The sequence below is a fragment of the Actinomycetospora sp. genome, assembly GCF_036497245.1.
Lineage (GTDB): Bacteria > Actinomycetota > Actinomycetes > Mycobacteriales > Pseudonocardiaceae > Actinomycetospora.
On the sequence record NZ_DASXJS010000199.1, the window covers coordinates 1 to 21,845 of the forward strand.

Annotated in this window: 24 protein-coding genes; 16 read left to right on the forward strand and 8 right to left on the reverse strand. The window is 72.5% G+C overall.

The window, feature by feature from the left end:
* Positions 1 to 243: Hsp20/alpha crystallin family protein (locus tag VGI02_RS20765; protein ID WP_331556872.1), on the reverse strand; the 243-nt coding region annotated here is incomplete at its 3' end.
* Between the two features lie 280 nt (positions 244 to 523).
* Here VGI02_RS20765 and VGI02_RS20770 point away from each other — a divergent pair.
* Positions 524 to 1,129, forward strand: coding sequence for a Dps family protein (locus tag VGI02_RS20770; protein WP_331630397.1), 606 nt, complete (start codon positions 524 to 526; stop codon positions 1,127 to 1,129).
* A 16-nt stretch (positions 1,130 to 1,145) separates the two neighbouring features.
* Here the strand turns inward: VGI02_RS20770 and VGI02_RS20775 are convergent, their stop codons facing one another.
* Positions 1,146 to 1,673, reverse strand: a complete 528-nt coding sequence (locus VGI02_RS20775) for a thioredoxin family protein (protein WP_331630399.1) — start codon at positions 1,671 to 1,673, stop codon at positions 1,146 to 1,148.
* A gap of 374 nt (positions 1,674 to 2,047) precedes the next feature.
* Here VGI02_RS20775 and VGI02_RS20780 point away from each other — a divergent pair, with 374 nt between their 5' ends.
* Genes VGI02_RS20780 through VGI02_RS20795 form a run of 4 tightly spaced genes read left to right on the forward strand, consistent with a single transcriptional unit; the run spans position 2,048 to position 5,448 of the window.
* Positions 2,048 to 2,311 carry a UBP-type zinc finger domain-containing protein gene (locus VGI02_RS20780; RefSeq protein WP_331630441.1) on the forward strand — a complete coding sequence of 88 codons (264 nt, stop codon included), beginning with the start codon at positions 2,048 to 2,050 and terminating at the stop codon, positions 2,309 to 2,311.
* Positions 2,308 to 4,032 carry an FAD-dependent oxidoreductase gene (locus VGI02_RS20785; RefSeq protein WP_331630401.1) on the forward strand — a complete coding sequence of 575 codons (1,725 nt, stop codon included), beginning with the start codon at positions 2,308 to 2,310 and terminating at the stop codon, positions 4,030 to 4,032. Before VGI02_RS20780 ends, VGI02_RS20785 begins: the two co-directional genes overlap by 4 nt.
* A 1-nt stretch (position 4,033) precedes the next feature.
* Positions 4,034 to 4,486 (forward strand): DUF1931 family protein, encoded by a 453-nt coding sequence (locus VGI02_RS20790; RefSeq protein WP_331630403.1) that lies wholly within the window; start codon positions 4,034 to 4,036, stop codon positions 4,484 to 4,486.
* The gene (locus VGI02_RS20795; protein WP_331630405.1) at positions 4,486 to 5,448 is read left to right on the forward strand and encodes an AraC family transcriptional regulator; all 963 of its coding nucleotides are present in this window, start codon (positions 4,486 to 4,488) and stop codon (positions 5,446 to 5,448) included. Before VGI02_RS20790 ends, VGI02_RS20795 begins: the two co-directional genes overlap by 1 nt.
* Here VGI02_RS20795 and VGI02_RS20800 read toward each other — a convergent pair.
* Positions 5,385 to 5,807 (reverse strand): hypothetical protein, encoded by a 423-nt coding sequence (locus VGI02_RS20800; RefSeq protein WP_331630407.1) that lies wholly within the window; start codon positions 5,805 to 5,807, stop codon positions 5,385 to 5,387. The genes VGI02_RS20795 and VGI02_RS20800 overlap by 64 nt on opposite strands.
* Positions 5,808 to 6,313: 506 nt before the next feature.
* Here VGI02_RS20800 and VGI02_RS20805 point away from each other — a divergent pair.
* Both VGI02_RS20805 and VGI02_RS20810 read left to right on the forward strand, forming a co-directional pair.
* Positions 6,314 to 6,631, forward strand: coding sequence for an STAS domain-containing protein (locus VGI02_RS20805; RefSeq protein ID WP_331630409.1), 318 nt, complete (start codon positions 6,314 to 6,316; stop codon positions 6,629 to 6,631).
* 155 nt (positions 6,632 to 6,786) lie between these two features.
* The gene (locus VGI02_RS20810; RefSeq protein WP_331630411.1) at positions 6,787 to 7,527 is read left to right on the forward strand and encodes an ANTAR domain-containing protein; all 741 of its coding nucleotides are present in this window, start codon (positions 6,787 to 6,789) and stop codon (positions 7,525 to 7,527) included.
* 877 nt (positions 7,528 to 8,404) lie between these two features.
* Here VGI02_RS20810 and VGI02_RS20815 read toward each other — a convergent pair.
* Together VGI02_RS20815 and VGI02_RS20820 are read right to left on the reverse strand one after the other, a co-directional pair.
* Positions 8,405 to 9,538 (reverse strand): AraC family transcriptional regulator, encoded by a 1,134-nt coding sequence (locus VGI02_RS20815; protein ID WP_331630413.1) that lies wholly within the window; start codon positions 9,536 to 9,538, stop codon positions 8,405 to 8,407.
* Between the two features lie 147 nt (positions 9,539 to 9,685).
* Positions 9,686 to 10,093, reverse strand: coding sequence for an ANTAR domain-containing protein (locus tag VGI02_RS20820; protein ID WP_331630415.1), 408 nt, complete (start codon positions 10,091 to 10,093; stop codon positions 9,686 to 9,688).
* Between the two features lie 398 nt (positions 10,094 to 10,491).
* Between VGI02_RS20820 and VGI02_RS20825 the strand changes: the two genes are divergently transcribed.
* A complete protein-coding gene (locus VGI02_RS20825; RefSeq protein ID WP_331630417.1) occupies positions 10,492 to 10,821 on the forward strand; it encodes a TfoX/Sxy family protein in 330 nt (109 codons plus the stop codon).
* 312 nt (positions 10,822 to 11,133) lie between these two features.
* Here the strand turns inward: VGI02_RS20825 and VGI02_RS20830 are convergent, their stop codons facing one another.
* Complete coding sequence (locus VGI02_RS20830) at positions 11,134 to 12,492, reverse strand: MFS transporter (protein ID WP_331630419.1); 1,359 nt, start codon at positions 12,490 to 12,492, stop codon at positions 11,134 to 11,136.
* Positions 12,493 to 12,636: 144 nt separating this feature from the next.
* The gene (locus VGI02_RS20835; protein WP_331630421.1) at positions 12,637 to 13,299 is read right to left on the reverse strand and encodes a TetR/AcrR family transcriptional regulator; all 663 of its coding nucleotides are present in this window, start codon (positions 13,297 to 13,299) and stop codon (positions 12,637 to 12,639) included.
* A gap of 106 nt (positions 13,300 to 13,405) precedes the next feature.
* Here VGI02_RS20835 and VGI02_RS20840 point away from each other — a divergent pair, with 106 nt between their 5' ends.
* From VGI02_RS20840 to VGI02_RS20865, 6 genes are all read left to right on the forward strand, one after another.
* The gene (locus VGI02_RS20840; protein ID WP_331630423.1) at positions 13,406 to 14,317 is read left to right on the forward strand and encodes a shikimate dehydrogenase; all 912 of its coding nucleotides are present in this window, start codon (positions 13,406 to 13,408) and stop codon (positions 14,315 to 14,317) included.
* The gene (locus VGI02_RS20845) at positions 14,307 to 16,166 is read left to right on the forward strand and encodes a sugar phosphate isomerase/epimerase and 4-hydroxyphenylpyruvate domain-containing protein (protein ID WP_331630425.1); all 1,860 of its coding nucleotides are present in this window, start codon (positions 14,307 to 14,309) and stop codon (positions 16,164 to 16,166) included. The genes VGI02_RS20840 and VGI02_RS20845 overlap by 11 nt, the downstream gene beginning before the upstream one ends.
* 55 nt (positions 16,167 to 16,221) lie before the next feature.
* Positions 16,222 to 17,298: an SDR family oxidoreductase gene (locus VGI02_RS20850; RefSeq protein WP_331630427.1), complete on the forward strand. Its 1,077-nt coding sequence runs from the start codon at positions 16,222 to 16,224 to the stop codon at positions 17,296 to 17,298.
* A 115-nt stretch (positions 17,299 to 17,413) separates the two neighbouring features.
* Complete coding sequence (locus tag VGI02_RS20855; protein ID WP_331630429.1) at positions 17,414 to 17,632, forward strand: LLM class oxidoreductase; 219 nt, start codon at positions 17,414 to 17,416, stop codon at positions 17,630 to 17,632.
* A 490-nt stretch (positions 17,633 to 18,122) separates the two neighbouring features.
* The gene (locus tag VGI02_RS20860) at positions 18,123 to 18,434 is read left to right on the forward strand and encodes a hypothetical protein (RefSeq protein ID WP_331630431.1); all 312 of its coding nucleotides are present in this window, start codon (positions 18,123 to 18,125) and stop codon (positions 18,432 to 18,434) included.
* Between the two features lie 55 nt (positions 18,435 to 18,489).
* A complete protein-coding gene (locus VGI02_RS20865) occupies positions 18,490 to 18,792 on the forward strand; it encodes a hypothetical protein (protein ID WP_331630433.1) in 303 nt (100 codons plus the stop codon).
* Between the two features lie 315 nt (positions 18,793 to 19,107).
* Here the strand turns inward: VGI02_RS20865 and VGI02_RS20870 are convergent, their stop codons facing one another.
* Positions 19,108 to 19,713: a hypothetical protein gene (locus VGI02_RS20870; RefSeq protein ID WP_331630435.1), complete on the reverse strand. Its 606-nt coding sequence runs from the start codon at positions 19,711 to 19,713 to the stop codon at positions 19,108 to 19,110.
* Between the two features lie 525 nt (positions 19,714 to 20,238).
* Between VGI02_RS20870 and VGI02_RS20875 the strand changes: the two genes are divergently transcribed.
* On the forward strand, positions 20,239 to 21,099 hold the full coding sequence (locus VGI02_RS20875) for an alpha/beta fold hydrolase (RefSeq protein WP_331630437.1): 861 nt from the start codon (positions 20,239 to 20,241) through the stop codon (positions 21,097 to 21,099).
* Positions 21,100 to 21,320: 221 nt separating this feature from the next.
* The gene (locus tag VGI02_RS20880) at positions 21,321 to 21,821 is read left to right on the forward strand and encodes a hypothetical protein (protein ID WP_331630439.1); all 501 of its coding nucleotides are present in this window, start codon (positions 21,321 to 21,323) and stop codon (positions 21,819 to 21,821) included.
* Positions 21,822 to 21,845 lie beyond the last annotated feature (24 nt).

Sequence of the window (21,845 nt, forward strand, 5' to 3'; positions counted from 1 at the left end):
GATGACCTCGTCGCCCTCGGCCCGCTGCGGAGCGCGGTTCGCACGAATGCTCACGACGTTGCGCTCGACGCTGATCTCGACGTCCTCGCGCCGCACGCCGGGCAGGTCGAGGAACACGAGGAACTCGTCGCCGCGGCGCAATGCCTCCATCGGCATGCCGCGCGCGGCGCGTGCTCCCGTGGCCAGGGTCTGCTCCGCGAGCCGGTCGAACTCACGGAACGGGTCGAATCGCATGAGAGCCATGAAGTGCCTCCACCCTGCGCGGGTCGTTCTCGGTGACGCCTCGGCGGCTGCCGAGCGATCTCACCGTGCGCCCTGCCCGTCCCGCACCGAATCGGTCTCGCGGGCGCAATCTCGCGCCGTCGGTTAGGCCCGGGAGGTCAGCCCCGGGCCACCGGCTCCGACGAACCGGTGGCCTGACCTCCCGGGCCGAGCCGGTGAGGTGGAATTCGCCCCTCCGGACCGCCGAACCAGGTCCCCGCAGCGCACAGACTCGACTCTCCGGTACACCCAGGGAGGTTCCATGACCACCATCTCGAACCGGCCGCAGGCCGGGACGCAGCCGTGGCCGCACCAGCACGGCAGCGAGCTCCAGGCGTTCGGGACCGTGCGGCTGCTCCCACTGGCCCTGTCCCACGAGGCGCGCGTCGACTCATGCCGGCGGCTCAACCGCGTGCTGGCCGACTCGCAGATCCTGTACGCGCTGTACAAGAAGCATCACTGGCTCGTGCGCGGGCACACGTTCTACTCACTGCACCTGATGCTGGACAAGCACGCCGGCGAGCAGCTCGAGCTGATCGACAGCCTGGCCGAGCGCATACAGACCCTCGGCGGGGTCGCCGTCGGCGACCCGCGCCACGTCGCAGAACTCACCCGCATCCCCCGCTCGCCCGACGGGGTGGAGGCCGTGCCGGCGATGCTGTCACGGCTGCTGGAGGGGCACGAGACCATTCTCGCCGAGGCCCACGACGCGGCCGCCCGGGTAGCGGAGCTGGGCGACGACGGAACGAACGACCTGCTCGTCTCGGACGTCGTCCGGACCGGCGAGCTGCAGGCCTGGTTCGTCGCCGAGCATCTCGTCGACACGCCGCTGGTCCGAGTCGACGACCAGGGCGCCGCGCACGCCTGATCGTGCTGGACGGGCGTCACGGCCCCGGGGTCACCGCCGCGGGCTCGGGCCCTACCGTCGCGTCCAGCCAGGTCCGCAGCTCGGCTCCGGTCGGGGTCCCGTGGCGGCGTGCGACGGGCCGCCCCCGGCGCAGGACCAGGAGTGTCGGGACCGTGCGCACCACTAACCATCGCGCCTTCAGCGGCGCCGCGACGACGTCCACCTCGACCAGTTTGACCTGTCCGGGGCGGGCGAGGGCCGCCCGCTCCAGCACGGCCCGGGCCGCCCAACTGAGTCCGCACCACGGGGCCCACAGTCCGACGACCACCGGCAGCGTCGCCTGCTCGGCCACCGCCGCGAAGTCGTCGTCCTCGGCGGCGGCGATCCACGGCACGGCGTGGCGGCAGTTCCCGCAGACCGGTAGGCCCGTCCCGGCGGCGGGCACCCGGTTGCGACGCAGGCACCGGGGGCAACGGACGACGCCCGATCGCGCGCCGGCAGGTGCGATGCGCGCGTCCATCCGGCGGAACACCTGAGCCAGCAGCGTCAGCTCCGGCACCCTCACCCATTCGGGGGTGCCCGGCGCCGGGGCGGCGGTGCTCGCCGGAGGCGTGACGGTGGGGGGCCGGGCCGGGTGCCCGACTCGCACAGACCACGAGCAAGGGGTCGGCCCGCCAGGTGGCATCGGCGCGCCTCCACTCAGGTCCTGGTCGCCGGCGCCCCTCGCCGAGGGGGACCGACGATGCCGGTGCGGCCGGGCGGGCGGACCGACCCACCGGGTCGAGCGGACCTGCCGAGATTGCCTCTGCCGGACCGATTCGTCAGGCGGCGCACCGGTGTGACGGTGGTGCCGCGGATCAGGGCGAGGCCCGGCCCGCGACCCGACCTCGTAACTCGGGAGTCCTCGTGACGCGCATCAACTCCGGTCCGCGCAGCAAGCTGCGCGACGTGGTCACCGACCCGCACCTCGCCTGGATCCGCGATGTGGTCCCACGCACCGACGGGTGCGAGGAGTGCCTGCGGATGGGCACCCCCTGGGTGCATCTGCGGCTGTGCCTGACGTGCGGGCACGTCGGGTGCTGCGACTCCTCGCCGATGCGCCACGCCCGCGCTCACGCGGGCGTGATCGGGCACCCGATCGTGCGCTCGGCGCAGCCGGGTGAGCACTGGCGCTGGTGCTACGTGGACGAAGCGTTCGCATGAACCCCGAGACGACCGCCGCCGATGACGTGGAGCGTCTGCTCGCCGCGGCACCGGCCGGCGAGACCCCGGACCTCGCGGGCGCCTACCCCCGGCTGTCCGAGGAGCGGATCCGGGAGCTGGGACAGTACGGGTCGCGCCGGCGGACCCGCCGCGGGGAGGTGCTCGTCACCGAGGGGTGCCCCGAGGAGTCCTTCCTCGTGGTGCTGTCGGGCCGCACCGCCGTCGTCGAGTCGCCCGGTACTCCGGCGGAGCGGCTCGTCCGCGTGCACGGAGCCGGACGGTTCCTCGGGGAGCTCGGCCTCCTGACCGGTGAGGTCGCCTTCTTCTCGACGGTCGTGCTGGATCCCGGTGAGCTGCTCGCGGTCCCCGTGGACCGCCTGCGGGACTTCCTGGTCCGTGACCCGGCGTTCGGTGACGAGATCCTGCGGGCCTACCTGGCACGGCGCACCCTCGCGATCGGTGAGGGGCTCGGCTTCCGCATCGTCGGCTCCCGGTATTCCCCCGACACCCGCAGGCTGCGGGAGTTCGCGGCGCGCAACCGGGTCCCCCATCGGTTCGTCGACGTCGACGCGGACGTCGGGGCCGAGGCACTGCTGCGCGGGCTCGGGATCACGACCGCGGAGACCCCGGTCGTCCTCTGGCGCGACCGGGTGCTGCGCAACCCCGACACCGCCGAGCTCGCCGCGCTCATCGGGCGGCGCTCCGACCGGCCCACGACCGCGCTGTGCGATCTCCTCGTGGTCGGGGCCGGACCGGCCGGCCTCGCCGCGGCCGTCTACGCGGCCTCCGAGGGGCTGTCCACCCAGGTACTCGACGCCGTCGCCATCGGAGGTCAGGCGGCGCGATCGTCGCGCATCGAGAACTATCTCGGCTTCCCGGCCGGCATCTCCGGTGCCGAGCTCGCCGAGCGCGCCGAGGTCCAGGCGCGGAAGTTCGGCGCGACCGCGACCGTACCCGCCGATGCGGTCACGCTCGACGTCTCGGGCTCCCACCTCGCCGTCCGGCTGTCCGGCGGGGACGTCATCCCCACACGCACCGTCGTGGTCGCGACCGGAGCCTGGTACCGGCGGTTGCCGATACCACGGCTCGACGAGTTCGAGCAGACCAGCGTCTACTACGCCGCGACCCTCGTCGAGGCCCAGCTGTGCGTGGACGACCCGGTGGTGGTCGTGGGCGGCGGGAACTCGGCCGGCCAGGCCGCTCTCTTCCTCGCAGACCACGCCGGTTCGGTCCGGCTGATCGCACGGGAGCACTCACTCGACGAGTCCATGTCGCGGTACCTGGCCGATCGTGTTCTGCGCGACCCTCGGATCGAGGTGCACCTGCACAGCGAGGTGCGTGATCTCGAGGGCGAGGACGGCTGCCTCGAGGCGGTGGTCGTGGAGGACACCACGAGTGGGACGCGCGCGGAGCTGCCTGCCCGCGAGGTCATGGTGTTCATCGGCGCCAGTCCGTGCACCGGCTGGCTCGCCGGGGCGGTCGCCCTCGACGACGGCGGCTACGTCCGCACCGGGCCCGCCCTCGACGCCCTCGACGACGGTGGTGACGGGGGAGCGAGCAAGCGCACGCCGACGACGCTGGAGACCGACGTCCCCGGCGTCTTCGCGGCGGGCGACGTGCGCAGCGGGTCGATCAAGCGCGTGGCGTCCGCGGTCGGCGAGGGGGCCATGGCGGTCCGCCTCGCGCACGAGTACCTGAACCGAGTCACCAGCAGGAGCTGACATGACCGTCCCGTCGGGTGTCCCGCTGTTCCAACGCTTCTTCCGCTCGGTGGGACACATCAAGGTCGATCGCAACGACGTGAAGCGTTTCCGTGCCTTCGTCGACGAGATGATCGACGACATCGCGATCACCGGCCGCAACGCCGCCGCGTGGAACGGCCGGGACGTGATCGCACCCCAGGATCTCCCCCTCACGAAGGGGGTCCAGGAGCGGATGCGGGAGTTCGACAAGCTCGAGGAGGCCGGCGAGATCCGGGCCCAGCTCGCGCAGACCGTGCGTCGCCCGCCCGCCGACGTGACCTTCTCGGAGGAGACCGAGGACGTGTTGGTCGAGCTCTTCGGCGGGCTCGCCATCGCTCTCGCGCGGACCTTCCGCGTGGTCGCCCCCGAGGTCGTCGATCCCGGAACGGCGCACTGGGAGCGAGTGACCACGATCTTCCGGCAGGTGTTCTGATGACCAGCACCCAGTTCTCGGACGTCGACGAGACCGACCCGCGTCGCGCCGAGGAGCACCTGACCGCGGCCCTACGCCTCGACCACGCGCCGCAGGCCCGGTTCACCCTGCATCTGCACCGGGTCACCCGCGGCCCGCTGTGCCTCGAGGAGGTCAGCTGCTCCGAGGGGGTTCGGATGCGGGTCGACGACGATCCCGGCTACGTCGTCGGGCTGCCGGTCCAGGGCCCGCTGCACGCCGACCACCACGGTCGCGAGCTCGATCTCGGTCCCGGTCAGGCGGCCGTCTTCACCCCGTCTGCCGAGGCAGGGATGGCCATGGGCGACGGTGCCGACGTCGTCCTGGTCCGGGTCAGGGCCGCCGCGCTCGAGGACGCGCTGGAGGCGCTTCTCGGCAGAACGGTGCAACGACCGCTGCGGCTGGCGGCGTCGGCGGTGCTGGGCCCGGCGAGCGGCCGAGCCTGGGCCGGCGTGGTCCGGTCCGTGGCCGCGGCCGCTCCCGGTCCGGCATCGGTGCTCGCGAACCCGTTGAGCGCGGAGGCCCTGCAGGACGCGCTGCTGGTCGGGCTGCTGCACCTGACCGACCATCCCGAACGCGACGCCCTCGACGCGCCGGTCCCGACCTGGGGTCCGCGGGTGGTCCGGGACAGCCTCGATCTGATCGAGGCCCACCCGGAGCTACCGCTGACCCCGGGGAGCCTCGCGGCGCGCGCCGGGCTCAGCGTCCTCGCCCTGCGGGGATGCTGGCGACGCCATCGCGACCTACTGCCCCGCGACGACGTCGCGCGGGTCCGGATGACGCGGGCGCACCGCGACCTCGAGGCCCATCGCCCCGGGGAGACGACGGTGGCCGCGGTGGCGACCTCGTGGGGCTTCCGCCCGCGTGCGTTCCCGGTCGCCTATCGCGCGCGCTTCGGCGGCCGGTCGCCCGCGCAGACCCTGCGCGGTCCGGCGTTCGCCTGATCCGAGGGCGGCAGCCCGTCGATGGCATCTCCGCGACGGGCCGCCGCGGCGACTGCGTGCGCCCGCTCCCTGTCGCGCTGATCGTCCTGCAGCCACACATAGCCGTCGTCGTCGCCGCCGACGGGCTTCGCTGCTCCTTCGAGCGTCTCCCCGAGGAAACGGACCGGCGCCGGCAGAGAGCGGTGGGTCAGCATCGTGAGGAAGGGGACCGCGGCAATGAACGCGGCCAGGGGCGGATCGACCATGCCGAGGGCGACGGCGGCGCCGACGCCGCCGAAATAGCCGATCGAGCGTGGAACGTCGATGAGCACCGGCCCCAGTCGGATGTCGAATGTTCCGTATTCGTCCGGCACACCCATCTCCTGACTCGTAGCGAATGGCATGCGGGAGACCGGGTCGCCGAGGTCTCCCTCAATCAGGGGAGGTGATAGCCCCCGGGACGGCGCCGCAGACGGTGGGCGCGAGATCTCGTGCCTCCAGGCCGACGCCGCGCCGACAATTCGGGCCCGCTGGGCCGATTGTCTGCCGCGGTGGCGCGCAAGCGGCGGGGAGCCGGACGCCTGGCCGAGGGCCACCCCAACTCGCGCCCGCCGGCGGCGACACTGCGCAGCCGTGGATCAGACCTGGTCGCCGAACGGTCGGGAGTTGCCGGGATCGGATGGACCACGGCACGTCGCGCTCGATAAGTCTCGCGTTCACGACAACCCAGCTCGGGAGCCTGTTCCCGGACGGCCGACCATGCGAGGGCGGAGCCTTGACGGACACCGGGGATGAGCAGGTCGACCCCCGTCCCACCGGCGACGGCCTCGACCCCGGGCTCGTCCGACCGAGGTTGTCGATCACTGACTCGCCGACCGGTGCCCGAGTGATCACGGCCGGCGCCACCCTCGACGCGACGGCCGCGGCTGAGCTGCGCCGCGAGGCCAGGGCTCTGCTGGCCCACTCCGTCCACCCGCTCGTGGTCGACCTCACGGCCGTCCGCCTCACCGGGCCTGCCGCCGCCGTGCTCCGCGATCTGGCCTACGAGGCAGGCGACGCGGACGTCGACCTCCGCGTCGTCCGTGACCCCGGAGCAGCCGAGGTGACCCGGGCCGTCCTCGACGACGAGACCCTGTTCGAGATCTACCCCACCGTCGACGCAGCGCTGCAACGCCCCGGGGGAGATGACCGGGGGAGCCCGTGACCATGGACCATGCGCGTCGGACTCGCATCGGGTGGACCTCCCGGTCCGGCAGGCGAGCCCCGAGCCGTGCTTTGTGACCGGCCGGGCCGATGCCCGGCCCGTCGCCTGGCGTGCACGGTGGCCCACCGACGGTGACCAACGCACGGAGGTGGCAGATGACGAGGTGGGCGGAGAGGACGCCAGGACCGACATGGTCCTCCGCGTCCGACGACGGGGACGACGAGCTGCTGGAGGCGCTGCTGGCGTCGGCTCGGGGGGTCGCGGGCGCCGCGCGGGTCGAGGACGCGCTGCCCCAGATCACCGCGGGTGCGGTCGCGGTGGTGCCGGACATCCGTGACGCCGGCATCGCGCTGCGGGGGCGTGACGGGATGCTCGCCTGTCGGGCGACCACCACGCAGAAGGCGGCGCAGGTCGACCGGGCCCAGCTCCAGATGGCGGAGGGTCCGTGCATCGACGCGGTGTGCGGCACCGACACCGTGATCCTCCCCAACGCGGCCACGGAGACCCGGTGGCCTCGGTTCGTCCCGTTGGCCATCCGTCACGGCGTGCGGGCCAGTCTGTCGGTCCGTTTCATGAGCACCTGGCCGGTGGGCGCGCTCAACCTCCACGTGACCCGCTACGCCCTCGACGAATCTCGGGCGCGGATGCGGACCCGGTGGAGCGCCCAGATGTTCGTCGCCTACGCATCGCTTGCCCTCGCGGGGGCCGACCGGGTGGAGAACCTGGAGAGGGCCGTCGCCCGGCGGGACGTGATCGGGCAGGCCAAGGGCATCCTCATGCACCGCTACGACGAGGACGCCGACGAGGCCTTCGCACGCCTGCGCTGCGCCTCCCAGACCACCAACACCAAGCTCTACGACATCGCCACCTGGCTCGTCGCGTGCCGCACCCCCTGATACGGGCCCTCCCCGCAGTCGAGGTCGAAGAGTTTTCCGCTCCACGTGACGGTCGTCGCGCCGCCCTGGCTGGAGCTCCCGCCCCGCTCGTTGGTCGCGCTCTCCCGCGCACAGTGCGAGCGCCTGCCGGCCGCGCGGTGGGCGGCGACCGTGCCCAACGGCGTCCGGCCCGGTCGCTTCCCGTTCCGGGCGAAGAAGGGGCGAGCACGCCGTCTTCCTCGGGCGGATGAGCCCGAACGAGGGTCCGGTGTGGGCCATCGAGGCCGCCCGCGCGGCCGGCCTCCTGACCGGCGCCGGAGTCAGGGTCAGGTGCGGCGGGAGCACGCGGACGTCCCAGCCACCTTCATCGACGAGCACCAGCCGCGATCCCGCGAGGGACAGGTTGCCCACCCGCAACGGGAGCATCGCCGTCGGAAGTGCCGGCCTGGAGGTCCAGCCGCCCGCACGGCAGGTCGGGGTGGAACCGCGGGCAGACGTCCCTCGAACGCGCGGGCGGCATCGAGGATCCCCAGCGCCACCTGCTGGGCCTCGGCCACGTGCCCGTAGCGCATGAGCCAGGCGGCCACCAGCGCGTTGTCGTGCGGCCACACCGACCCGGTGTGGCTAGCCCATGGGGTTGTAGGCGCCCATGTCCGAGGGCGAGCGTCCGGATGCCGAACCCGGTCCACACGGTCTCCCCCACCAGATGGCGGGCTACGCGGCCGGCGCGCTCAGGCGGCACGATCCCCGACCAGAGATAGTGGCCGATGTTGCTGGTCAACGCGTCCACCGGACGCTTCTCACCGTCGAGCGCCATCGCGTGCCACCCGCGATCGGGCAGCCACCGCTGACGAGTCTCAACACGATCCACCCGAGAATCCCCATGCTCTCCCTGTGCTCACGACGCGGACCACCGTGGCGAGCGCGAGAGTCCGGCTGGCGCCTCGGCCCTCACCGACCCATCGACCCCCAGTTGATCTATCGAGACCCGGGGCCGCTCGCTCAAACGGGCCGAGTCGATCGGCGAAGGAGCCGCATCGTCGGGGTCGCCACCCGATCCGGCGGTCAGAGTGGTTGTGGGCGCCTGCCCGTAGCGCTCCCGGTAGGCGGCGGCGAAGCGGCCGGCATTGGTGAAGCCCCAGCGGTGAGCGATGTCCAGGACGCGCAGACCTGGTCCTGCGGCCAGGAGCTCGCGGTGAGCCCGCTCGAGACGCAGACCGGTCAGGTACCGCTTGGGAGCGGCGTCGAACTCACGGACGAACCCGTTGTACAGCGCGCGGGACGACAGTCCGACCTCCTTCGCGAGGTGCCCGATGCTCAGGGGGTCGCCGGCGCGCGCGGCCATGAGCTCGGCCGCCTGGTGGACGCGGGATCGTGCCGCTGACACCGTCCGGCGGGTGGTCAGCAGCCGGCGCCAGGTGTTGTCGTGCGCGAGGAGCAGTGTGCCCATGACCGCTTCCCGCAGATGCGCCTCGGCCAGCGGGTTGACCGCCCCGGCCCCGGTGACCTCGACGAGCTGTTCGAGCAGCGTCGCCTGGCTGATCACGGCGGTGGTGGCGGCCGGGGAGTCCATCAGCGGGTCGAACCGCAGTCTCTCGGGTTCGGCGTCTTCCGCGGTGAGCATCCGTGTGGCCAGCTTGCGCAGCTCGCACAGCTCGACACGCATCACGAGCAGTTCGAGGCCCTCGTCCCAGTCCATGACCAGCTCGTCGTCCGGAGTGCCTACGAAGCCGGTCCGCCGACCGTCGACTCTGAACGACATGCCCTTGTGTCGTACCGCCATCGAGCCGCGCAGAGGTACGCACACCGCCAGGTAGTCGGTCAGCGGGGCTGCGCGCAGCCGCACCGGCATCCCGTAGTTCATGCGGAATACGGAGAGCCCGGGCCGCTGAAAGCCCTTCACCGACGCGGTGAAGGCCCCGGTCCTGCCCGGCGTCACCGTGTGAGCGGACATCAGGCCGTTGACCTGTTCGACCAGCTCGCCCAGGTCGCTGGTCTCCACCAGCGCCGCGCCGACCCGCTCGCCGCGCATCTTCAACACGATCTCCCGATGAGCCGCCTCGCCGTTCGAACTCCACGCGAGCGCTTGGTCCGGTAGGCGAACGCCGACAGTATCGTCACGACGGGGTACGAGGACCAGGTGCGGGGGCGGACCACACCGGCGGCAGCCTCACCGGTTTCATCGTCGGATCAGCCCGGCCCCCGTGCGCGCCGGAACCGTCACCGCGAGCTGGTCCAGCAGCTCGGTGATCGCCCGCCGGTCCTCCGCGCACGCCGGGCCATGCGCCCGCACTTGACCGACGAAGGCCGAGGAGAGCTCGGCGACCTCGACGCCGGCGACCCGGGACAGTTCCCGCAGCCGCTCGAACGCCGCGTCGGCATCGACCGCGAGGTGGGACATCAACACGCCCTTCGCCTGGCCGATCACGTCGCGTGAGAGCAGGGTGTCGATCAGCCCATCCACCCGGTGCTCGAGCTGGGCGATGCGTGCGTCGAGCTCGGCCGCATCCCGACAATCGCAGCCGGCCGCGACGTGGGCTGCGAGCCGTCGCAGCTCAGCGATCTCCGGTGTCGCCTCCCGTCCCATCTCACCCCCTCACTCAGGGCGACAGCGAACAGACTCCTCCGCTGTCGGTGCTGCACCAGGGGCCCGCTATGCCCGTGCTCGCCGCGTCGAGGTTAGGAAGGCGCCGCCGTAGGACCGAGACACATCCGGAACCATCGACGAGCCGAAATCGGCGGCGCTCGCGGTCGCTCGGACCGGAGCGCCGCCCGCCGGCCAGACCTCCCGGCAGGCCGGGCCACGGGTCGGCGTCGCGCGAAAGCGTGCCGGGGCTTGACCCCTCTGAGCGGACACCTGGGGTGTGGGGTCAGCGATTTCGGTCGGGGTCGGTGTGGGGGCTTCGAAGCCCGCCGTGGACAGCATGTTGATATTTGAATTGTGACGCTTCGGGTTGTCCGCCCATCGTGGGAGATACTCCGCGCGTGGCCCACGACGAGGAGCTGGCGGAGCGCGTCCGCGCGGCGCTGAACGGGCAGGAGGGCCTCACCGAGAAGCGGATGTTCGGCGGGCTCGCCTTCCTGCTCGACGGGCACATGGCGGTCGCCTCGAGCTCGCAGGGCGGAATCATGGTCCGGGTCGACCCGGCGCGGGAGGATCAGCTGCTGGCAGGCCTCGGCGTGGAGCCCATGATCATGCGCGGGCGGCCGATGACCGGCTGGCTGCGGGTCGCTCGCGAGCAGCTCGACGACGCGGCTCTGCGGGGCTGGGTCGGCGAGGGCGTCGCCTACGTCAGGACCTTGCCGCCGAAGTGACTGCCCCCGAAACAAGCAGTCGCCGGTGCGCCGCGCGGTCGGGCTTGCCGAGGCCACGAAGGACCGGGCAGGGACGCTCAGGTGACCGAGGGTGCCCCCGGCAGGATTCGAACCTGCGGCACCCGCTTTTGGAGGACGGTCCACCGCGTCGACCAGGGCTGCTACCAGCGACTATCCGGGCGCAATGACGGGCACGAGCCGATCCCGAGGCCGTGGTGGACGGTGGTTCGCCCCCAAATCCGCACCCGGAGCAAGATCAGCCGAAGTTGACTTAGACCTCGACGCCAGCTGGACGCGCCTTGACCAGTTGTCTCAGGGAGCGACCGAAGTCCTCGTCGGGCGCGCCGGCGGGGCGGGTTCGGCGCCCAGCTCCTCGGTGGGGGTGCGGTAGTAGTCGCGTCCGGTCGCGACGGCGAGGACGTTGACCAGGCAGACCACGGCGACGAATCCGGCCACGGCGACCCAGTTGCGGCCGCTGGGGCCGGCGAGGACCGCGGCGATGGTCGGGGCGAACCCGGCGAGGGCGAACCCGATCTGGGTGCCGATGGCGGTGCCCGAGAGGCGGACCCGGGTCGGGAACATCTCCCCGTAGAACGCGGGCCATACCCCGCCGGTGGCGCTGTTGCCCAGCCCGAACACGAGGATGCCCATGACGAAGATCAGCGCGTAGTTGCCGGCGGAGATGGCACCGAGGTAACCGAACATCGTGATGGCCATGCCGATGGTGCCGACGAGGAAGACCGGCTTGCGCCCGATCCGGTCTCCCAGGGCACCCGCTGCGGGGATCGCTGCGAGGGCGACGACATTCGCGACGATCCCGACCCAGAGCATGGCCGAGCGGGACAGGCCCTCGGTGTTCACCGCGTAGGACAGGGCGTAGACGGTGAATATCGTGCTCACCGTGGCGACGGTGGAGGCGAGCACGACCCGCACGACGGGGCCGAGGTGCTCGCGCAACAACACCGCCACCGGAGCCCGGGCGACCTCGTCGCGCTGTTGCTCGCGTTCGAACACCGGGGTTTCGTCGAGCGTGCGCCGGATCAGCAGGCCGGCCACGACGACGACCGCGCTGAGCCAGAACGGGATTCGCCAGCCCCACGACAGCAGCGCCTGCTCCGGCAGCACCGCGATCGGGAGGAAGATCGCGGTGGCGAGGATCTGTCCGGCCTGGGTGCCGGCGAGCGTGAAGCTCGTGTAGTAGGCGCGACGGTGCGGCGGTGCGTGCTCGAGGCTGCTGGAGTTCGCGCCGGCTTGTTCGCCGCCGGCGGCGAATCCCTGCAGCAGGCGCAGCGTCACCAGTAAGACAGGGGCGGCCACCCCGATCTGGCTGTAGGTCGGGAGGCAGCCCACCACGAAGGTCGCTGCCCCCATGCCCAGCACGGTCGCCACGAGCACCCGCTTGCGCCCGAAGCGGTCGCCGACGTGTCCGAGCACGAAGGCGCCGAACGGCCGGGCCAGGTAGCCCGCGCCGAAGGTCGCCAAGGCGAGCAGCGTGCCGGTGGCGGGGGCGGAGGAGGGGAAGAACAGCTTGTTGAACACGAGGGCGGCCGCGGTGCCGTAGATGAAGAAGTCGTAGTACTCGAGCGCGCTGCCGATCCAGGCGGCGAGCGCGGCGCGGCGGGGCTGCGCCTGGGGGACGGCCCCGCTCGTGGCGGGTGGGGGAGAGGACACGGGGGCTCCTGACGTGGTGCTCCGATGCGACACACGGCGGGCGGTGCGGACCGTTCCGAGCGCTGATGAACCAGCTGGTTATGTACCGGATGGTGAGTTGTGTCGCAGCGGGCTGTCAAGGCCCGGACCACGGGATGCGCCGAATCAGTCCCGGCCGACGTGGGCGGTCAGGTACTCGAGCACCAAGTCGCCGAGCATCCGTCGGTAGTGCTGCCGCCGGGCGGGGTCGAGCAGGTCGCGGTCGAAGACGGCCGCGAAGGTGTGCCGGTTCGCGGTGCGGAAGATGCAGAAGGCGCTGATCACCATGTGGACGTCGAGCCCGTCGACGTCGCGACGGAACAGGCCCGACGCCCGCCCGCGCTCGAGGATCCGCTCGAGGACGTCGGTGGCGGGGGCGGCGAGGCCCGGCAGGATGGGCGAGGTCCGCAGGTGCTCGGCGTGATGGATGTTCTCGATGCTCACCAGCCGCACGAAGGCCGGGTGGGCCTCGTGGTGGTCGAAGGTCAGCTCGGCCAGAGCGCGCATCGCGCGGGCCGGGTTGAGGTGGTCGACGTCGAGCTGCTGCTCGAGGGCCCGGATGCCGGCGTACGCCCGCTCCAGCACCGCGAGGTAGAGCCCGCGCTTGCTCTCGAAGTAGTAGTAGATCATCCGCTTCGTCGTGTGCGTGCGCTCGGCGATCTCGTCGACCCGGGCGCCGGTGTACCCGCGCTCGGCGAACTCCTCCGTGGCGACGTCGAGCAGTTCGGCGCGGGTGCGCTCGGCGTCGCGGCGGCGTTCGGGGGTGCCGGAGGCGCTCGCCGCAGTCATCGTCGTCCTCCGGTCACGGCGTGAGCTTCCCATGGGTCGGGGTTTCGTTCGTGGTGACGAGCGATTACAACTAACCGAACGGTACATTCGCCGAAGGAGCTGACGCGTGCGGGACGAGCACACCGACTCGCCGGTGGTGGTGCGTGCGGGCCTGATCGGGGCCGGCATCGGGCCGTCGTTGTCGCCGGCGCTGCACGAGCGCGAGGCGCGCGAGCTCGGCGTCGACTGCCACTACTCGCTCGTCGACCTCGACGTCCTGGGGCGACCCGCGGATGACGTGGGTGACCTGCTCGATGAAGCCCGTCGCGCCGGGTTCGCCGGGGTGAACATCACGCACCCGTGCAAGCGGTTGGTCCTCGACCACGTGGCGGAGCTCTCGGACGACGCCGCGGCGATCGGCGCGGTCAACACCGTCGTGTTTCGCGACGGCCGCAGCATCGGACACAACACCGACTGGTCCGGCTTCCGGTCCGGTCTGCTCGACGGCCTGCCCGGGGCGTCGCTCGAACGTGTTGCGCTGGTCGGAGCGGGCGGCGCCGGAGCGGCCGCGGCACACGCGCTGCTCACCCTCGGGGCCGGGACCGTCACCGTGCTCGACGTCGACGCGGCCCAGGCCGACCGGCTCGCGACGGCGCTCGTCGCGCGGTTCGGCCCCGGTCGCGCGGTCGCCGGCGCCGCCGGCGAGGGCGACGTGGTCGCTGCCGCGCTCTCCGCGGCCGGCGGGCTGGTCCACGCGACCCCGGTGGGCATGACCGGTCACCCCGGGCTGCCGGTGCACGCCGAGCTGCTCCGCGCCGACCTGTGGGTCGCTGAGATCGTCTACCGGCCGCTGGAGACCGACCTGCTGCGCGCCGCGCGCCGCGCGGGATGCCCCACGCTCGACGGTGGCCGCATGGCCGTGCACCAAGCCGCCGAGGCCCTCCGACTGTTCACCGGCCGCGCTCCCGACCCCGAGCGGATGCTCCGGCATCTGAGGAGACTGATCGGCGCGGGCCCGGAGGAGCGTCATGTCGCCTGAACCCGTAGGTCCGCCCCGCACCGCGGTAGCCACCGTCTGTCTCTCCGGGGGGCTGGAGGACAAGCTCCGCGCTGCGGCCGCCGCGGGCTTCGACGGCGTCGAGATCTTCGAGCCGGATCTCGTCGCGTCCCCGATGTCCCCCGGGGAGGTCCGCCTGCGCTGCGCCGACCTGGGCCTGTCCATCGATCTCTACCAGCCCTTCCGCGACCTCGACTCCACCGACGACGACCGGTTCGCGGCCAACCTGCGGCGCGCCGAGCACAAGTTCGACGTCATGGCGGCGCTGGGCGCCGACACGGTGCTCGTCTGCTCGTCGGTGGCGCGGGACGCCGTGGCCGATCTCGACCGGCTCGGCGCCCAGCTGCACGCCCTCGGCGAAGAGGCCGCGACTCACGGGATGCGGATCGCCTACGAGGCGCTGGCGTGGGGCGCGCACGTGAACACCTGGGAGCGGTCGTGGGAGGCGGTGCAGCGCGCCGACCACGACGCGGTGGGGCTCTGCCTCGACAGCTTCCACATCCTCTCCCGGGGCTCGGACCCCGCGCCCATCGCGGAGGTCCCGGCCGAGAAGCTGCTGTTCTGCCAGCTCGCCGACGCCCCGGTCCTGTCGATGGACGTCCTGCAGTGGAGCCGTCACCACCGCCTGTTCCCCGGGCAGGGAGCCTTCGACCTGCCCGGCTTCCTCGCCCCGGTCCTCGCCGCGGGTTATCGCGGGCCGCTCTCGCTCGAGGTGTTCAACGACGTCTTCCGCCAGGCCGACCCCACGCGCACCGCCGTGGACGCCCACCGGTCGCTGCTGGCTCTCGCCGAGGCCACGGCACATCGGGGCGAGGGCACCGACCCGATCGGTGAGCCCGCACCGCGCGTCGGCCGGCCCGCGTTCGTCGAGATCGCCGTCGGCCCCGACGACGACGCCGGGCTCGACCGCACCCTCGATGCCCTGGGGTTCGCGTGCACCGGGCAGCACCGCACGAAGCCGGTGCAGCGTTGGGAGCAGGGCTCGTCGCGGATCCTCCTCAACCGGGCCGGCCGCTCCGGGGCGGCCATCTCCGCGTTCGCCGTCGAGTCGGCCGATCCTGCCGCCTCCGCCCGCCGCGCCGTGCGTCTCGGCGCGCCCCGACCTGCCCGCGAACGCGCCCCGTCCGAGGCCGACCTGCCCGTCGTCACCGCTCCGGACGGCACCGAAGTGTTCTTCTGCCCCATCGGTGCCGACGCCGCCTGGACCGGGGACTTCGCGCCGACCGGGAGGACCGCGACCTCCGGCGGGATCACGGGTGTGGACCACATCGGCCTGGCGCAACCCTTCGACCAGTTCGACGAGGCGACGTTGTTCTACCGCAGCGTGCTCGGGCTCGAGCCCGCCAGCTCGGCAGAGTTCGCGGCCCCGTTCGGCCTGGTTCGCAGCCGCGCCATGGCCGACGCGGACCGCCGGGTGCGCCTGGCGCTGACGGTGTCACTGCTGCGTCGCGGTAGCTGGGCGCCCGGGGTGACCGAGCCGCAGTACGTCGCGCTCGCCACCGACGACGTCGTCGGCGCGGCCCGCGCGGCCCGAGATGCCGGCGCCCCCCTGCTGGGGATGCCGGACAACTACTACGACGACCTCGGGGCACGCCTCGAACTGCCACCCGAGCAGCTCGCGGCCTACCGCGAACTCGGGGTGCTCCACGAGCAGGATCAGGACGGCGCCTACCTGCAAGTCTGCACCGAGGTCCTCGGCGGGCGGCTCTTCCTCGCACTCGTCCAGCGGGTCCAGGGAGCCGACGGCTACGGATGGAGCGACGCGCCGGTGCGCATGGCAGCCCACCGGCGTCAACGCCAGGCCCGCCTCACCGTCACCAGCTCCGCCTGACGCCCTGCCGCCGAGGGACACGCCCCGGCCCGGCACATCGAAAGGATTCCGACCGATGCACCCGCTGTCCCGTCCCCTCGTCGTGGGCGTCACCGGCATCGCCGGGCACGCCCTGGCCCAGCGCCTGACCCGGCAGGGCGGCCACCTGCTGGGGCTCTCCCGACGCGGCACCTCGCCCGTGCCCGAGGTGGAGTCGCTGCACGCCGACCTGACCGACCCCGACGCCCTGCGCAAGGTCCTCGCCGGCACCCGTCCGACCTCGGTGTTCCTCACCGCCTGGGCACGCCAGGAGACCGAGGAGGACAACATCCGGGTCAACGGCGCGATGGTGCGCGACGTCCTCGAGGCCGCAGGCGCGGAGGGCACCGTCGCCCACGTCGCCCTGATGACCGGCCTCAAGCACTACCTCGGGCCGTTCGAGGCGTACGGGGAGGGGACGCTGCCCGAGACGCCGTTCGTCGAGACCGAGCCGCGCCTCGAGGCCGCCAACTTCTACTACGCCCAGGAGGACGAGCTCTTCGCCGCGGCCGCGCGCCACCGGTTCACCTGGAGCGTCCACCGCGCCCACACCGTCGTCGGCTACGCGGTGGGCAACGCGATGAACATCGCCTCGACGCTCGCCGTCTACGCGGCGCTGTGCCGGGAGACCGGCCGCCGGTTCACCTTCCCCGGCTCGGCGCAGCAGTGGGACGGGCTGACCGACATGTCCGACGCCGGACAGGTCGCCGACCACATGATCTGGGCCGCCGGGTCGCCCGCGGCCCACGACCAGGCCCTCAACGTCGTCGACGGCGACGTCTTCCGCTGGCGCTGGATGTGGCCGCGCCTGGCCGAGCTGCTCGACGTCGAACCGGAGGGCTTCGAGGAGAAGCCGCGCCCGCTCGTCGAGCAGACCGCCGGGACGGAGGACATCTGGGCCCGGATCGCCGAGCGCGAGGGCTTGCGGCAGAGCCGGCTCGACCGGGTCGCGTCGTTCTGGCACACCGACGGCGACCTCGGCCGCGACATCGAGTGCGTCACCGACATGACCCGGTCCCGCCTGGCCGGCTTCACCGGCTACGTCAGGACCCTCGACGCGTTCGCCCGAGCATTCGAGGCGCTGCGCGCCGACCGGATCATTCCGCAGGCCTGACCCCAACGCCGTCCCGACCCGACCCCGAGAGCCCGCGCCGCCCGGGGCGGGCGGTCCGCGCCCGCTTCGAGGACTGAAGCTCACCAATTACTGGAACAACCTGATCCGGGAAGGCATGACCGAGCGGGACCTCGACACCGCGTCGGACGCGCTGGTCGATGCCCTGGCGGTTCACGGGGACCCCGCCACGGTCGCCGCGGGCCTCACCGCCCACCTCGAGGCGGGCGCCGACCACGTCTGCGCCCAGGTCCTCGTGCGCGACGGCGCCGAGTACGTGCCTGCGCTGAGGTCTCTGGCCGAGGCTCTGGAGCTCCCCAGCGCACGCTCCCGCTGAGCGGTGCGACGCTCGTGGCGTCGCGGCCGCCGAGACGGTTGCCCGGCGGCGTTCCGAGGCCGACGTCTGCCCGTCGCAGGTCGGCTGTTCGAGGCGGGCACACCCTCTCACTTCGTCGCCGGACGCCGCGACCTCCGGTCGCCGAGTACTGAAACCGCTGGTCAGGAGGGGCGCCCCCGGCAGGATTCGAACCTGCGGCACCCGCTTTAGGAGGACGGTCCTATCCGTCGACCAGGGCAGCTACCAGCGACTTTGGCTGCGCGGCGATCGATGAAAGTCGCTCCCGAGGCCCCGGCGGACGGTAGTTCGCACCCAAACCCGCACCCCGACCAAGATCTCGAACAGCAGGCCCGCGACGAGCGAGCTGCCGGTTTGCCCGTAGATGCGCAGCCACCCATGAACCGGAACAGAGGCTGCCCGGCGCGGACCGTTCGCCGGCCAGCGGGCGGGGCGTCGCCGCCGCCCGGGGCCGACCAGCCGGCGGCTGGCCGTGGAGCTGCTGCGGCACAACCTGCAGGTCGCGCCGTTGCTGGTCGACCAGGCCGAGGACGCGGCGAAGACCGCGGTGATCCCGGACGCCGAGGGGGTGCTGCACAACATGCGCGGCTACCTGGCCTGGTCCGGTGGCGACGCCGAGGGCTGCATGAGGGAGGCGCCGGCCTTCGAGCGCCACGCGGTCGAGCACGGGGTCGCGGTCGTGCGTGCCGAGGCGGCCGTGATCTGGACCGGCGCCGGGCGCCCGGACAAGGTGCGGGAGATGATTGGCGTCTTCACCGCCGAGATGCTGACCGGGCCACGGTGAAGTCCTCGGACGCTCCCGTCCAGTTCCAGGGCGACTGCACATGGACGAAGACGTCATGAAACACACCGTCGCCCGGTTGCGCAGCGACCGCGACGAGCAGGCCGCCCGCACGGCGCTGCTCGCCGAACTGGACACCGCCGGGACCCCGGCGATCGACCAGCCGCCTTACCACAGCGCCACGACGTGGCTGATCGACATGACCAACACCCCCGTACCAAAGCCGGACCCTGCCGAGGCCGTCGACCTCGACCCCCTGGCTACCGCCGACGACCAGGACCCCGAAGACGCCGCCGCCGACGACGCCCGACGAGTTCGCCGACGAATTCGACGACGGGGACGACCTCGACGAGCACGGTGAACACGAGGGCGGGCAGGTGGGTCCGCCGCCGATCACTCCGGAGGAGTACGCGGACTGCCCGGGGCACGCCGCGTCGATCATGGACGCCAACAACGACGCTACGGGCAACAGGCCGGGCAGTTCCGGCGCTGATGGAGGAAGTCTCCGAAGCGCGAGAGCCCCCCCTCGGTGCCGGCGGCTGAAAGCTCTCGTGGCGCGGGCGTCTGTCCGGCGAGCGAGGCGGCGTCCCCCCGATCGGTACGGGCCGGTGCGTGCGGATGGCATCCGCACGCACCGGCCCGTGCTCTACCGACCCGGACGTGCCGGGTCGCGGGCTCAGCGCTCGACGGCGCCGATCTTCTGACCGGTCAAGCCGCCCGCGGCGGCCGCGACAACGGTCAGGCCGAGTGCGAGAGCGGCCCAGCCGGCCCCTTGGTGTGCGGCCTGGAGGGCCAGCGTGGGGTCGACCTGGCCGGCGGCCTGGCCGGCCTGCTGCTGCAATCCGCCGACCTGGGAGGCGGCGGTGCTGAGGTTGCCGAGCAGGGCTCCGGCGCCGAGCAGCGCGAGGCCGAGGATCGCGACGATCCCCACGGCCCAGGTCAGGACGCCGTGCAGGAGCCCCTCGTCCGAGTCGCGCGAGGCGGCAGTGGAGCCGGCCATGAGGCCGCCCACGAAGAAGGCGATGAGAGCCAGGACGGCGCTGACGATGCTGGCCGTGGTGCTCTGGCCCTCGGCGTTGACGCCGAGGTCGATGATGCTCAGGGCGAAGAACAGCAGCTGCAGGACGAGGAAGACCGGCAGAGCAACGAGCACGCCGGCCCACACCGGGCCCCAGTGCACCCGGTCCTGCAGGCGGTCGGCGGCGGAGGTGTCGGCGTGTCGCGTGGCCCCCGACTTCGGAGCGTGTTCGCCGCGTTGTCCGGTCTCATAGGCGGTGGTCATCCACGGCCCCTTTCGGTTCGGTCGCCAACGCGGACGGCACGAGCGCACGCTCGCGCCGGCGGTCGGCTTCGGGAGTGGGGGTGGGCCGGGTCTCGAGGTTGAACCCTCGGCACCACCGGGCCGCGCCGGTCACCAAGCAACTCGCCGCGGCGATCAAGAGTGCCCGAGGCCCTGTCGCGATGAAACGACCGAACGCCGGGAGTGACCCACGAAACCGCGGCACCGCTGACCTCCCGCCGGCCATCGGAGACGGGCACCTCCGAGCCCCGACGACGACTGGTCGTGGCCTGCTCCGCGAAGGGACCGGACCGCGCACGACCGCTCTCGCCCGATTGGCGGGGTGATGCCCCCCGACCTGGCCGCCGAAAGGGCGCTCGGCTTCCCCCTCGGCGTCTGTCGATAGCCTCGTCCTTCCCCGCTGCATCTCCCCCGTCCCGGGCCGTCGAAGGAGCTCGCTTGATCCCGTCGTCGCGCTCCGACCAGGGCGGGTTTTCCGAGGGAGTCGTCAGCCGGGACGGCACGGTTGTGGACGCATGGAGCAACGGCGCCGACGGTGTGCCGCTCGTGATCAGTAACGGTCTGGGCGCGCCCCCGTCGGCGTGGCCACGGCTGGCCGAGGTCGACTGCGGGTTCAGGGCCGTATCCTGGTGGCACCGTGGACTGGGCGGTTCCGAGCGCCCCGTCGACCCGACCCGGGTCCGCGTGGAGGACCACGCGGCCGACCTCGAGGCGGTCATGGACGCCGGGGGCCTCGAACGTGCCCTCCTGGTCGGGTGGTCGGTCGGCGTGAACGTCGCCTTCGAGTTCGCGCGCGCCCATCCCGAGCGGGTGGCGGGCATCCTCGGTGTCGGCGGGGTGCCCGGGGGATCGTTCCGGGCGTTCGGTCCTCCGGTCGCGCCCGAGGTCCTGCGTGACGTGGCCGCCCAGGCTGCGGCGTGGCTCCTGCGAGTGGTGGGACCGGTGGCGGCGACGCTGGCCCCGCCCGCGCTGGACACCGCGCTCGTCCTCGGCGCCGGAGCCGTCCCCGCCGCTCCCGACCTCGTCACCTCGGCGGATGTGGCCCGCCATTTCGCTCTCCACCCGTGGAGCTGGTACTCCGACCTGCTCCTGGCCGCCGGGGAGCACCCCGCGATGGAACTCGACTTCGTGTCCTTCCCAGTCACGCTCGTCGGCGGCATCCTCGACGTCGCCGCATCCGCCGGCGACATCGCCGCAGTGACCGCGAGGATTCCGCAGGCTCGATTCGTCCCGCTGTTCGGCACGCATTTCCTGCCCCTCGAACACCGCGACCGGGTCCACCACGAGATCGTCGAGCTCGCAGAACGCGCGGAGCTTCCTCCCGTGCCGGCCCGCCGGCCCCGCAGGACCGGTCCGTCGGGGCACTGATCACGCGGTCACCGAACTGCTGGGTGCTCGGTGTCAACGCTTCGAGGTCCTGCTCGGCGGTCGGCGGCGACGGTGTCGTGCGGATGCCCGCGGGTCCGACGTCGGCTGGTCGGTGACACTCGCCCTGATGGCGTCTCTTGGGTTCGGGGGCGGGTGAGGTCGCGGTCGCAATGGGCACGTCTCGGCGAGGTCGAACCCGGCCCGCGAGCCCGAGGAGTTCCATGTCCAGTACCGACACCACTAGTGACCAGAGCACCGTCCGACAGAGCGCTGACGAACTCGACAGTCAAGCTGACGAACTCGACAGTCAAGCTGAGTACGGCGTCAAGATCGAATCCGCCACGGCGGCCGCCGTCTTCGTCGACGAGATGTTCGAGGTCCTCGAGCGCATGGTCGCAGCCCAGCGTCGCTTCGCGCAGGCCGCCCTCGACGAGCCGTCCCGACAGGCCGTGGAGCTCGCCGTCGCCGCCCGAGCCCCGCTCGCCGACCTGACCGGTATCGCCGCCGCCGACGAGGTCGAGGACAGCGACGAGGACAGCGACGAGGTCGAGGAGAGCGACGAGGACGAGGGACGCCCGGCCGAGGACTCGCAGCCCGAGGCGGCGTCGTCGCGTGCCGAGGCACCCAGGCAGAGCCGTCGACGGCGCCCCGCGTCCACGGAGCGCGCCCCGGAATCGGGTCGTGCGACGACCGGCCGTCCGCGCCGGCGGGCCGAGGCCTGAAGGTCTTGCCGTCGCCCAACCCGA